Below are 14,669 nucleotides of genomic sequence, written 5' to 3' on the forward strand. Positions count from 1 at the left end.
TCAGGAATCCGACTCGAGCGCCATCCGGATGAGGCTCTCGTCGTCCAGCTCGTCGATATGGTCGGCCGGTGCCGCGGACGGCGTGTCCGCCGGTCCGGCACCGGCGAGTCGCAGTAGCACGTCCATCAGGCCCGCATCGCGCAGCCGCGAGAGCGGGATCTCGGCCAGCAGTTCGCGGACCCGGTCCTCGCCGGGGTCGCTCGCGGCGGCGTCGGTGAACAGGTCGGCCAGCAGGCGTCCGGTCAGCGCGACGGGCGTCGGGAAATCGAACACCAGCGTGGCGGGCAGTCGCAGGCCGGTGGCCCGGCTGAGCCTGCCGCGCAGGTCCACCGCGGTGAGCGAGTCGAAACCGAACTCGCGGAACGGCCGATCCTCCGGAATGTCCTCCGCGCTCGCATGACCGAGCACGGCGGCGGCTTCGGCGCGCACGAACTCGAGCAGCGCGTCCCGCCGATCCGGTTCGGGCAGTTCGGCCAATCGGGTGCGCAGTGCGGCGGATTCGCCGGTCTCCGGTTCCTCGGCCGCGGGCTGCGCGTCGTAGAGTTCCGCGAGCAAGGGGCTCGGCCGGGCGACGGTGAACGTGGTCGCGAACCGCTCCCAGTCGATCTCGGCGATGGTGATCACCGCATCGTCCTGGCCGACGGCCTGCCGCAGCGCGGTGAGCCCGAGATCGGTTGCCAGACAGTCCACTCCGCGCCGCCGCAGTTGCTCGGCCGAGACGCCCGGGGCCATGGTGCCCTCGGCCCACGGTCCCCAGGCGATCGAGGTGGCGGCGAGTCCGCGTGCGCGGCGCCGCTCGGCCACCGTGTCCAGGAACGCGTTCGCCGCCGCGCCGGCGGCCTGTCCCGCACCGCCCCAGACCGCGGCGATCGAGGAGAACAGCACGAAAGCGTCCAGTTTCCGATCGCCGAACAGGGAGTCGAGATTGGCGGCGCCGGACACCTTGGCCGCGAACACCTCCGCGAACGCGGCCGGGTCGAGCTCGGTCAGAGCTGCCGATACGCCCACTCCGGCCGCGTGCACGACGGCGGTGATCACGCTGCCGTCGGATTCGACCTCGCGGACCAGTTCCGCCAGTGCGGACGAGTCGGCCACATCGCAGGCGGCGATCGTCACCCGGACACCGAGCTGCGCGGCGAGTTCCCTTGCCCCGGGCGCGTCCAGCCCGCGGCGCGAGACCAGCACCAGATGCCCGGCCCCGGCCTCGGCGAGCCGGCGCGCGATCCGCGAACCCACCGCGCCGGTGCCACCGGTGATCAGGACCGTGCCCGATGGCCGCCACTCGTCCCGCGTGAGCGGTCGCGCCGCCGCGCGGACCAGGCGGCGTGCCGATATCCCGGAGGACCGCACGGCGAGCTGATCTTCGCCGGTGGCCCCGGCCAGCACCCCGGCGAGGCGGGCGGCCGCGCTTTCGGTCAGTGTGGCGGGCATGTCGACGAGCCCGCCCCAGCCGCGCGGAAACTCCAGCGCCGCAACGCGGCCCAGCGCCCACACCTGTGCCTGCCCGGCATCGACCGCCCGATCGGAGCGGCCGGTCGACACCGCGCCCCGGGTGACGCACCACAGCGGCACCTCAGGCTGCGAATCCTGCAGGGCCCGGAGCGCTTCCACGGTGGCGGTGAGGCCACGTGGCAGCAGCGGATGCACCGCGTGCGGTCGCGGGTCGAGCGCCAGCAGGGACAGCACGCCGGCCGTCTCGGCCCCGTCGACGAGGACGTCGCCCAGGCGCTCGGGTGCGACGGTGACCGCTTTACCGCCGTGGCGCTCGATCGCCTCGGTGAATTCAGCGGCGTCACAGCCCTCGGGCGTCAGCACCAGCCAGGTACCCGAGATCGCGGGCGCCGGATCCTGGACCGGTTGCCAGCCGATCCGATAGCGCAGGGCGTCCACCGCGGACCGGGCGCGGCGCCGGCTGCGCCACGAGGACAGCATCGGCAGCACCGCATCCAGCGTGGATCGCTGTTCGCCGCCGTCGCCGACGGTCGCCGCGAGCGCGTCCACATCCCCGCGCTCGACGGCTTCCCAGAATGCGGCATCGACGCTGTCTCCGCCGCCAGCGTGCGGTGTCAGCCAGTACCGTGCGCGCTGGAAGGCATAGGTGGGCAGCTCCACCCGGCGCGCACCCGCGAACAGGCCCGCCCAGTCCGCGGCGACGCCCCGGACATGAACCTGGGCCAGCGAATTCAGCATGCGGTCCAAGCCGCCCTCGTCGCGGCGCAGCGAACCGGTGACGATCACGGCGTCGTCGGCAATGCCGGAGGCGGGATCCTCGGCCGCCTCCTGCACGGGAACGGTCAGCACCGGATGCGGGCTCGCTTCGATGAAGACACGATGCCCGTCAGCGAGCAGCGCGCCGACGGTGTCGGCGAATCGCACTGTCCCGCGGACGTTTCGGTACCAGTACTCCGCATCGAGGCTCGCACCGTCGACGATCTCGCCGGTCACCGTCGAGTAGAACGGCACCCGCGAGGCTTGCGGTGCGATCGGCGCGAGGTCCGAAAGCAGTTGCTCGCGCAGGTGTTCCACGTGCGCGGAGTGCGAGGCGACACCGGCGGGGACCAGGCGTGTATCGACGTCGGGTAGAGCGGCCCGCAGTTCGTCCAGTGCCGTCGCCGCCCCGGAGACGATGACGCGCCGCGGCCCGTTCACCGCGCCGATGGCCAGCGCCTCGCCCCACGGTGCGATCAACTCCCGGACCTCGTCCACCGGCAGCGGCACCGACAGCAGCCCGGTATGACCGGTGAGAGTCACCAACACCCGGCTGCGCAGCGCCACCACCCGGGCACCGTCCGCGAGAGACAGCGCCCCGGCCACACAGGCCGCGGCGACCTCGCCCTGCGAATGACCCACGACCGCGGCCGGTTCCACGCCCATCGAGCGCCACCATTCGGCCAGCGAGACCAGAATCGCCCACAGCACCGGCTGCAGCACGTCCAGGCGCTGCAGGGCGTCCTCGTCGGTGATCGCGTCACGCAGCGACCAGTCGACGTAGGGCGCCAGCGCCCGCTCGCAGTCGGCCAGCCGGGCGGCGAACACCGGCGACGAATCCGCCAGGGCCAGTGCCATTCCCGGCCATTGGGAGCCCTGCCCGGGGAATACGAACACGACCTTGCCCGGCTCGCCGGCACTGCCCGTGATCACGCTCGGCTCGGTCGCACCCGCGGCCAAGGCGGCCGTCCCGGCCAGCAATTCCGTCCGGTCCGCACCGACCACTACGGCACGATGCGCGTAGGCCGAGCGAGTGGTGGCCAGCGACAGCGCGATATCGGCCGGTCGCAACCCGGGATCGCTCAGCACCCGCGCACGCAGCCGGTCAGCCTGCGCACGCAGCGCCGCGCCGCTCTTGGCCGACAGCAGCCACGCCACCGCGGCCGGACCGGGTTGTGCGGGCGAAACCGCCTGTGGCGGCGTTTGTTCGAGGATGAGGTGCGCATTGGTGCCGCTCAATCCGAACGAGGAGATCCCCGCCCGCCGGGGCGTGCCCGCATCCGGCCACGCCACCTGTTCGGTCAGCAACTCGACTGTTCCGGCCGACCAGTCCACTTCCTTTGTCGGCCGGTCGATGTGCAGCGTTCGCGGCAGCGCTTCGTGCCGCAACGCGAGCACCATCTTGATCACCCCGGCCACACCCGCCGCGGCCTGCGTGTGCCCGAGATTCGACTTGACCGATCCCAGCCACAGCGGCCGTTCCCGGTCCTGTCCGTAGGTGGCGAGCACGGCCTGCGCCTCGATGGGGTCGCCCAGCCGGGTTCCGGTGCCGTGCGCCTCGACCACATCGATATCGGTCGCGGCCAGACCGGCATTGGCCAGCGCCTGACGGATGACCCGTTGCTGCGCGGGACCATTGGGCGCGGTGAGCCCATTGGACGCGCCGTCCTGATTCACCGCGCTGCCACGCACCACCGCCAGCACCGGATGCCCGTTGCGCTGCGCGTCGGACAACCGTTCCACCAGAACCAGACCCGCACCTTCGGAGAATCCGGTGCCGTCGGCCGCGGCAGCGAACGCCTTGCACCGGCCGTCGGGGGCCAGCCCGTCCTGCTGTGTGAAGTCCTCGAAGATCAGCGGAGTGGCCAGCACGGTCACCCCGCCGGCCAATGCCAGCGAGCATTCCCCCGCACGCAGCGACTGCGCCGCCAGATGCAGGGCCACCAGCGAGGACGAACACGCGGTGTCGACGGTGACCGCGGGGCCTTCCAGCCCGAAATGGTAGGCCACGCGCCCGGATACGACACTCGTCGCGCCGCCGGTCAGTGCGTAGCCGTCGGCGGTGCCGCCGTATCCCTGTGCCCAGGTGCCCGCGAACACGCCGACCCGGCTGCCGCGCAGGGTCGCGGCGTCGATGCCGGCGCGCTCGAACGTCTCTTGGGACACCTCCAGCAGCAGGCGCTGCTGGGGATCCATCGAGATCGCCTCGCGGGGTGAGATTCCGAAGAATCCGGCATCGAAATCGCCCGCATCGTAGAGGAATCCGCCTTCGGAGGTCACCGATCGCCCGGCCGGATCCCAGCCGCGATCGCGCGGGAACTCCGACATCACGTCCGCGCCGTCGCTCAGCAGCCGCCACAGCTCCTCGGGCGAGCCGATCCCGCCGGGGAACCGGCAGCCCATCGCGACGATGGCGATCGGCTCGTCGGCCGCCGCGGGCGCCACTTCGGCGAGCTCTGCGGCCGGTTTGGTGCCGGTCAGTTCCGAGCGGATGAAGCCGGCCAGCGACGCCGCGGTCGGATAGTCGAAGACCACCGTGGCGGGCAGGCGCAGACCGGTGACCGCGCTCAACCGGTTACGCAACTCCACCGCGGTGAGCGAGTCGAAACCGATTTCGCTGAAGACGCGGATCGAATCGATCGCCTCCGGCCCGCCGTGACCGAGTACGACGGCCGCATGGGTACGCACCAGCAGGACCAGGAACTCGTCGCGTTCGAGTGGCGTCATCGCGGCCAGGCGGTTCAGCAGCGAGGCGTCCGCGGCCACGACGTCGGCCGCATTGCGCCGCCCACGCGCCCGCACCAGACCGGTGAGCAGCGGCGGCACCGGTGCGGTAATGCGTGCGGTGTCGAGATGGAACGGCAGCAGCAGCCCCCGGTCGGCGCGCAGTGCGGCGTCGAACAGGGCCAGACCCTCGTTGGTGGACAACGGTTTCGAGCCGCCGCGGGCCATGCGGGCCAGGTCGGTGGCGTCGAGGTGCGCCGAGATCGCGCTGCGCTGATCCCATAATCCCCAGGCCAGCGCGGTGCCCGGCAGTCCGCGTGCGCGGCGGTGCTGGGCGAGGGCGTCGAGGACCGAGTTGGCGGCCGCGTAATTGCCTTGGCCCGCACCGCCGAAGGTGGCGGCTATGGAGGAGAACAGCACGAATTCGGCGAGGTCCAGGTGTTCGGTCAGCGCGTGCAGATGCAGTGCCGCTTCCGCTTTGGGGTCCATGACCTCGTCGAGTCGCTGCGGGGTGAGCGAACCGATGATGCCGTCGGCGACGGTCCCGGCGGCGTGCACCACCGCGGTCAGGGGATGCGCGGCCGGGACTCGGGCGAGCAACTGCTCGACCTGACCGCGGTCCGCGACATCGCAGGCGACTATGGTCACCTCGGCGCCCAGCGCCTCGAGTTCGGCTGCCAACTCCGGGTCAGGGCCGCGGCGGCCGGCCAGGAGTAGATGCCGAATCCCGTGCTCGGACACCAGATGCCGGGCGATCAGGCCGCCCAGCACGCCGGTGGCGCCGGTCACCAGTACCGTGCCCTCCGGGTCCACTGAGGCGGGGACGGTGAGCACGACCTTGCCGATGTGGCGGGCCTGGCTGATGAACCGAAAGGCGTCCTTCGCCCGGCGGATATCCCAGGCGGTGAACGGCAGTGGGCGCAGCACACCCTGCTCGAACAGGGCCGCCACCTCGATCAGCAACTGCCGCAGGCGGTCCGGACCGGCCTGGAACAGTTCGAACGCCCGATACGTCACGCCCGGATGGGCGGCGGCCACCCGGTCCGCGTCACGGACATCGGTCTTGCCCATCTCCAGGAACCGGCCACCGCGCGGCAGCAGCCGCAGCGAGGCGTCGACGAATTCGCCTGCCAGCGAGTCCAGGACGACGTCGACGCCCTGTCCGTCGGTGGCGTCGAGGAAGCGCCGCTCGAACTCGGTGGTCCGGGAGGAGGCGAGCCGGTCGTCGGTGATCCCGTTCGCGCGCAGCGCATTCCATTTGCCGGGTCCCGCGGTGCCGAACACCTCGGCCCCGAGATGTTGCGCAAGTTGGACCGCGGCCATGCCGACTCCGCCGGCGGCCGCGTGTACCAGCACTCGCTCCCCCGGCCGGAGATCGGCGAGATCGACCAGGGCGTAGTACGCGGTGAGGAACACCGCCGGGACGGTGGCGGCTTGTGCGAAGGTGAGCTCCGCCGGGATCGGCACGACCAGGCGGTGGTCGGTGACCACCACCGGTCCGAAAGCACGGTCCAGCAAGCCCATTACCCGGTCGCCCGGCGCGAGGCCGGTGACGCCGGGCCCGGTTTCGAGCACTACGCCCGCGCCCTCCAGGCCGAGCGGGGTGGCCGCGCCCGGATACATGCCGAGCGCATTGAGGACATCACGGAAGTTCACGCCCGCAGCCCGTACCGCGATGCGCACCTGGCCAGGCGCGAGAGGCGCAACGGCCTCGGGATGCGCTACGAGGGAAAGGTTTTCGAGAGTGCCCGCATCCGTGGTGTCCAGGCGCCAGGCGCTGTCGGGCGGGGTCAGGCCGGGTTCGGCCCTGGTAAGGCGGGGCGCGAGTACGGTTCCGGCGCGCAGGGCCAGCTGTGGTTCGCCCGCGGCAAACGCCGTGGCGAGCGCGGCGGTCAGGTCGTCGCCGGAATCGATGTCCACCAGGACGATCCGATCGGGATTCTCCGACTGGGCCGATCGCACCAGACCCCAGATCGCGGCGTCCGCCGGATCTGGCACGTCGTCGCCGGGCGCTGCGGCGACCGCGCGGCGGGTGACGACCAGCAGTGCGGAAGTGCCTTCGGCCAGCCATGATTGCAAGGCGTCGAGCGTCCCGTGCAGCGAGGACAGCTCCTGCTGCGCAACGAGGCGGAACCCGTTGGCGGTCATGGCGTCCGCGACCTCCGCGGCGCCGTCGGCGAGGACCGTCCAGCTGTCCTCCCGGGGCGCCGCGCTCGCGGATACCGGCACCCAGTCGATCGCGAACAGCGAGTTCCGCGCGATGTCGGTGCGGGACACCGGTGTTGCCGACACCGCCCGCAGCACCAGTGACTCGATGTCAGCGACCGGCTGTCCGGCCATGTCGGATACCGACAGGGTGTAGCCGTCGCTGCCGATCGGGGCGAGGCGCACCCGCACCGCCGCGGCGCCGGTGGCGTGCAAGGCGATCGAGCGCCACGAGAACGGCAGCCTGCCCTTCTCGGTGGGGGCGGCAAAGCCGAGCACGTGCTGTGCTGCGTCCAGTAGCGCGGGGTGGATTCCGAATCGCTCGGTGTCGGTCCCGTCGGGCAGCGCGACCTCGGCAAAGAACTCGTCATCGCGCCGCCAGGCGGCCCGCACCCCGCGGAAGACGGGACCGTAGGCGAATCCGTCCGCGGCGACGCGGTCGTAATAGCCGTCCACTGCAAGCGGTTTCGCATCCACCGGTGGCCATTCGGCCGATTCGGCCGTACCGCGCGGGGCATCGGGAGCCAGCATGCCGACCGCGTGGCGGGTCCACGGTTCATCCTCCGCCGCCGCTTCGGGCCGGGCATGCACGCTGAGGTTGCGGCGGCCGCCGTCGTCGGCCGGGCCGACCGTCACCCGCAACGCGAGTCCGCCCTGTTCGGGCAGCACCATGGGCGTTTCGAGGATCAGCTCCTCGATCAGATCGCAGCCGACCTGATCTCCGGCCGCCACCGCCAGCTCGACGAAGGCGGTGCCGGGCAGCAGGACCGTGCCCATGACCACGTGATCGGCCAGCCACGGCTGTGTCTGCACGGACAGTCGCCCGCTCAGTACCAGCGCACCGGACTCCGGCAGCGCCACGGCCGCGCTCAGCAGCGGATGGCCGGTCGCGTTCAGACCGGCCGCCGTCACGTCGGCGGTGGCCGCGGCCGGCCAGAACCGGCGGCGTTCGAAGGGGTAGGTCGGTAGTTCGACCGTGGCCGGCGGGCCGTCGAAGAGTGCGGCCCAGTCGATTTCGACGCCGTGCACGTGCAGCTGCGCCAGGGCGGTGAGCGCGGCGGATTCCTCCGGGCGGTCCTTGCGCAGCAGCTGGGTGCAGGTGGCGTCGGGCAGGCAGTCCTGTGCCATGGCGGTGAGCACGCCGTCGGGCCCGAGCTCGAGGAAGGCGCTCGCACCGAGTTCGGCGACGCGGCGAATTCCGTCGGCGAAACGCACAGCTTCGCGGACATGGCGGACCCAGTAGTCGGCGTCGTAGGCGCGCACCGGTTCGCCGGTCAGGTTCGAGACGATCGGGATTCGGGGCGGCTGATAGGACAGCTCTGCCGCGACGTCGCGGAATTCCGCGAGCATCGGTTCCATCAGTGGTGAGTGGAAGGCATGACTCACGGTGAGCCGCTTGGTCTTCCGGCCGGCGAAATGCGCCACGATCGCGGCCACGGCGTCCTCCGCACCGGACACCACCACCGCGCGCGGCCCGTTGACCGCGGCGAGGCCGGCCCGTTCGCTCAGTAGCGGCAGTACTTCCACCTCGGTGGCCTCGACCGCGACCATCGCGCCGCCGCCGGGCAGCTGCTGCATCAGCCGGCCCCGGGCCGCGACCAGCACGCAGGCGTCCTCGAGGGAGAGCACATCGGCGACATGCGCGGCGGCCAGTTCGCCGATCGAGTGCCCGAGCAGGTATTCCGGTGTGATTCCCCAGGATTCGGTCAGGCGGAACAACGCCACTTCGAGGGCGAACAAAGCGGCCTGGGTGTACATCGTCCGGTCGAGGAGCTCGCCCTCGTCGAACATGATGTCGCGCAGCGAGCCGCCCAGGCGGCCGTCGAGTTTGGCGCAGACCTCGTCGAGGGCGGCGGCGAACACCGGGAACCGTCGGTACAGCTCCCGTCCCATGCCCGCTCGCTGGGAACCCTGGCCGGAGAACAGGAAGGCGACACGGGCTTCCCCGGATGCGATCCCTTCGACAAGGTTGGTCGCCGGGACTCCGGCGGCCAGCGCCCCCAGGCCGCGACGCAGTTCGTCCAGGTCCGCGCCGACCACGACAGCGCGGTGTTCCAGTGCCGCCCTGGTTGTGGCGAGCGAGTATGCGAGGGCGGCCGCACCGACGTCCGGTGTGCTGTCGGTGTAGGTGCACAGCCGTTCGGCCAGCTCGCGCAACGCAATCCAGCTGCGGGCCGAAACAAGGAACGGCAGGCCCGTTCCGCTGGCGGGTACCACGGCAGCCGTCGCTGGTTCCTCCGGGAATTGCTCCAGGATCACGTGCGCGTTGGTGCCGCTCACTCCGAACGCGGACACACCCGCACGACGCGGGCGGTCGTGGCCGGGCCAGAGCTGGGGTTCGGCGAGCAACTCGACCGCGCCCGCGGACCAGTCGATGAACGGAGACGGTCGTTCGGCGTGCAAGGTCTTGGGCAGCACGCCGTTTCGCATGGCCAGGACCATCTTGATGATCCCAGCAACGCCGGCCGCGGCCTGCGTGTGACCGATGTTCGACTTGATCGACCCGAGCAGCAACGGCGTTTCCCGGTCGCGGCCGTAGGTGGCCAGCAGTGCCTGGGCTTCGATGGGATCACCCAGCACCGTGCCGGTACCGTGCGCCTCGACGGCATCGACCTCCGAGGCGGACAATCCCGCATTCGCCAGCGCCTGCCGAATGACCCGTTGCTGCGAAGGACCGTTCGGGGCGGTGAGCCCATTGGACGCACCGTCCTGGTTCACGGCCGAACCCCGCACCACCGCCAGCACCCGATGCCCATTGCGGCGTGCATCCGAAAGCCGCTCGACCAGCAGCATGCCCGCGCCCTCGGCCCAGCCGGTGCCGTCTGCCTCGGCGGAGAACGCCTTGCAGCGGCCGTCGGCCGCCAGCCCGCGCTGGCGGGCGAATTCGGCGAAGATCTCCGGCGCCGAGATCACGGTCGCGCCACCGGCCAAGGCCAGCGAACTTTCGCCGCGACGCAACGACTCACAGGCCAAGTGCAGGGCCACCAGTGAGGACGAGCAGGCGGTGTCGACGGTCAGCGCCGGTCCTTCGAGGCCGAAGGTGTAGGCGATCCGCCCGGACAGCACGCTCGCGGCGCCGCCGGTCAGCGCGTATCCCTCGGCGCCGGACATCGGCTGGCGGGCAGCGTATCCGGAGGCCACGGCCCCGATGAACACGCCGGCCGGGCTGCCGCGCAGTGTTCCGGGGTCGATGCCCGCGCGTTCGAAGACCTCCCACGCGGATTCGAGCAGCAGTCGCTGCTGGGGATCCATTGCCAGCGCCTCGCGCGGGGAGATCCCGAAGAAGGCCGCGTCGAAATCGGCCATATCGTGGACGAATCCGCCTTCGAGGGTGGTGGAGCTGCCGTCGGCGGCGGTGTCGTAGAGGTGTTCGAGATCCCAGCCGCGATCGGCCGGGAACGCGCCGACAGCGTCCACCCCGTCCGACAACAGCTGCCAGAGCTGTTCGGGAGTGCTTACGCCGCCGGGGAATCGGCAGGTCATACCGATGATCGCGATCGGTTCATCGGAGACCGCCGACGCAGTCGCGGGTAACACTTCGGTTCCGACGCCCAGCAGTTCGGTCGTCAGGTGATCGGCCACGGCCGCCGGTGTCGGGTGGTCGAAGATCAGGGTGGCCGGTAGGCCGAGTCCGGTCGCGGTGCCGAGCCGATTACGCAGTTCCACGGCGGTGACCGAGTCGAATCCGATGTCGCGGAACGGCAGTCGGGCGGGAACCGCATCGGCCGAGGCATGACCGAGTACGGCGGCGACGGTGGAGCGGACCAGATCGAGCACGGCGCGGTCGCGATCGGCGGCCGGCAGCGTGGCGAGGCCGTGCGCCCACCCGGCCTCCTCGGCCGGCAGTATCGGCGCGGTCGCGATCGGCGCCCCGCCGGACGCCGGTGCGTCCAGCCAGTAGCGGCGACGCTGGAAGGCGTAGGCGGGCAGGTCGATTCGCCGGGCCCCGGTTCCGGTGAACAGGCTCGCCCAATCGACGTGCGCGCCATGGGTGTAGGACTGCGCGACGGCGGTCAGGAATCGGTCGTAGCCGCCTTGGTCGCGGCGCAGGGTGCCGGTGACGGCGGCCGATTCCGCATAGCCGTCGAGGGTTTCCTGTACTGCGGGCACGAGTACCGGATGCGGGCTGCATTCGATGAACAGGCGATGCCCGTCCGCGAACAGGCCGCGGATCGCGGTCTCGAATCGGACCGGGCGGCGCAGGTTTTCGTACCAGTACTCGGCGTCCAGCGTGGTGGTGTCGAGCCAGTCGCCGGTGGTAGCGGCGAAGAACGGCACGGCCGCGACGCGCGGACTGATGTCGGCGAGGGAGGCCAGCAGTTCGGCGCGGATCTGCTCGACCTGCACCGAGTGGGAGGCGTAATCGACCGGGATCTCACGGATGCGGATCTCGTGCTCGGCACAGTGCGCGATCAGCTCGGCCACGGCGGCCGGTTGGCCCGAAACCACCACCGAGGTCGGCCCGTTCACCGCGGCGAGTTCGAGCCTGCCGTCCCATCGGGTGAGCAGCTCCGCGGCCGCATCGGCGTCCAGCGCGACCGAGGCCATCGCCCCGCCGCCCGCCAGCGCGGTCAGCGCCCGGCTGCGCAACGCGACGATCCTGGCGGCGTCGGCCAGGCTCAACGCTCCCGCGACACAGGCCGCCGCGATCTCCCCCTGCGAATGACCCACCACCGCAGCCGGTTCCACCCCGTGCGCACGCCAGACCTCGGCCAGCGACACCATCACCGCGAACAACACCGGCTGTACCACGTCGACCCGTTGCAGCAGGGCCTCGTCGCGCAGCGCATCCGTCAGACGCCAGCCGACGTAGGGCTCCAGTGCCGCAGCGCATTCGGCCATCCGCGCGGCGAACACCGGCGAGGACGCCAGCAGCTCCGTGGCCATGCCGGTCCACTGCCCGCCCTGGCCGGGAAACACGAAGGCGACCCGCCCGCCGACAGCGAGGCCGCGGACCACCTCCGTGGATTGCTCACCGCGCGAGAGGACTTCGAGGCTGCGGCGCAGCTGATCCCGATTGCTGCCGAGGATCACGGCGCGGTGCTCGAACGCGGCACGCGAAGTCGCCAGCGAGAACCCGATATCCAGCGGGTCCGCCGATTCCGGCAGGGACAGCAGGCGCGCGGCCTGACCGTGCAGCGCGTCGGCGCTCTTGCCCGACAACACCCACGGGATCGGTTCCGGCCCTCGTCCGTCCGGCCGATTCGGCTGTGCGGCAGTCTCATCGGCGGGTTCGTGTTCGATGATCACGTGCGCATTGGTGCCGCTGATGCCGAACGAGGAGACCGCCGCCCGCCGCGGGCGCCCGAGTTCAGGCCAGCCCATGGCCTCGGTGAGCAGTTCGACCGCGCCCGCGGACCAATCGACCTGCGGCGTGGGCTCGCCGACGTGCAAGGTCTTCGGCAACGTGGCGTGCCGCATGGCCATGACCATCTTGATGATGCCGCCCACCCCGGCGGCGGCCTGTGCGTGGCCGATATTGGATTTCAGCGAGCCGAGCCACAGCGGGTGACCGGCGGGCCGCTCTTGTCCGTAGGTGGCCAGCAGTGCCTGAGCCTCGATGGGGTCGCCCAGCACTGTGCCGGTGCCGTGCGCCTCCACCGCATCCACGTCCGACGCCGACAGTCCTGCATTGGCCAGCGCCTGCCGGATAACCCGTTGCTGCGAGGGACCGTTCGGCGCGGTCAAACCATTGGACGCGCCATCCTGGTTCACCGCGCTGCCGCGCACCACCGCCAGCACTCGATGCCCATTGCGGCGAGCATCCGAAAGCCGTTCGACCAGCAGCATGCCCACACCCTCGGCCCAGCCGGTCCCGTCGGCCTCAGCCGAGAAGGATTTGCTGCGGCCGTCCGGCGCCAGCGCCTGCTGCTTGCTGAATTCGACGAACACCGCCGGCGTGGGCATTACGGTCACACCGCCCGCCAGGGCCATCGAGCATTCGCCGCTGCGCAGTGCCTGGCACGCCAGATGCAGTGCCACCAGTGATGAGGAGCAGGCCGTGTCCACGGTGACCGCGGGGCCTTCCAGCCCGAATACATAGGACACCCGCCCGGAGGCGATACTGGCCGCCCCGCCGGTGCCGACGTACCCGGCCAGCGCCTCGGGCACGGCATGCAGGCGCGAGAGGTAGTCGTGATACATCACGCCCGCGAAGACGCCGGTCCGGCTGCCGCGCACCGATTCCGGGTCGATTCCGGCGTGTTCGAATGCCTCCCACGTCGCTTCGAGCAGCAACCGCTGCTGCGGGTCCATGGCGGTGGCTTCACGCGGACTGATACCGAAGAAGCCCGCATCGAATTCGGCCGCGCCGTAGAGGAATCCGCCCTCACGGACATAGCTGGTGCCCGTGCGGCCCGGATCCTCGCTGTACTCGACGCGCCAGCCACGGTCGGCGGGGAACGCGCCGATGGCGTCGGTTCCGTTCTCGACGAGCCGCCACAGCTCGTCGGGGCCGGCCACGCCGCCGGGATAGCGGCAGCTCATCCCGACGATGGCGATCGGCTCGTCGGCGACCGCGGCAGTGGTGGCGACCGGGACCGGTGTGCGGTCCTCGCCGAGGAGTTCCGCACGCAGCGTGCGCGCCAGCACGATCGGTGTCGGGTGGTCGAAGACCAGGGTGGCGGGCAGGCGCAGGCCGGTGCGTTCGGCGAGCCGGTTGCGCAGCTCGACCGCGGTCAGCGAGTCGAATCCGAAGTCCCGGAATGCCCGATTGGGTTCGATTTCACCGGATTCGGTGTGCCCGAGCACGATCGCGACCTCGGCGCGGACCAGGTCGAATACCGCCCGCTCCTGGTCGGCTTCGGAGAGGCCGGACAGCCGTGCGGCCAGTGACGATTCGGCCGTCGCCCGCTTGGCCGGTACACGCACCAGCCCGCGCAACATCGACGGCAGCGATCCGGCGACAGCCTGGGCACGCAGGACCGAGAAGTCGAGATGTACCGGCGCGAGCACGGCTTCACCGGCTGTCCACGCGGCATCGAGCAAGGCCAGGCCCTCGGTGGCAGACATGGTGCCGGAACCGATTCGGGCGATCCGGGCCGCGGTGGCGCCGTCCAGATCGGCGGCCATGCCATCGGTCTGCTCCCAGGTGCCCCAGGCGAGGGAGACCGCGGGCAGGCCGAGCGTGCAGCGGTGCTCGGCGAGGGCGTCGAGGAAGGTATTGGCGGCCGCGTAGTTGCCCTGCCCGGACGCGCCGAGCACGCCCGCAGCCGAGGAGAACAGCACGAACGCGGAAAGGCCCCGCCGCGCGGTGAGTTCGTGCAGGTGCAGGGCCGCGTCGAGCTTGGGGCGCAGCACGGCGTCGAGGCGCTCGGGAGTGAGCGCGGAGACCACGCCGTCATCGAGCACGCCGGCGGTGTGCACGACCGCGGCCAGATCGATGTCGGCGAGCAGGCTTTCGACGGCGGCGCGGTCGGCCAGATCGCAGGCGGCGGCCGTGACCGTGGCGCCGAGTGCGGTGAGTTCGGCGACCTGCTCGGTATCGGGACGACGCCTGCCGACCAGCAGCAGATCCCGGACACCGTGCTCGG

1 protein-coding gene (only partly in view) is annotated in these 14,669 nt (G+C 71.2%); it reads right to left on the bottom strand.

The window, feature by feature from the left end; genetic code table 11:
• On the bottom strand, positions 1 to 14,669 hold the 3' portion of the coding sequence (locus tag ACH438_RS11670) for a type I polyketide synthase (protein WP_397004011.1). Its footprint extends 4,180 nt past the window's final position; only the last 14,669 of its 18,849 coding nucleotides appear in the window; the start codon falls outside the window, past its right edge; it ends in the stop codon at positions 1 to 3.

Source organism: Nocardia sp. NPDC020380, assembly GCF_044386975.1.
In the GTDB taxonomy this organism is placed as follows: Bacteria; Actinomycetota; Actinomycetes; order Mycobacteriales; family Mycobacteriaceae; genus Nocardia.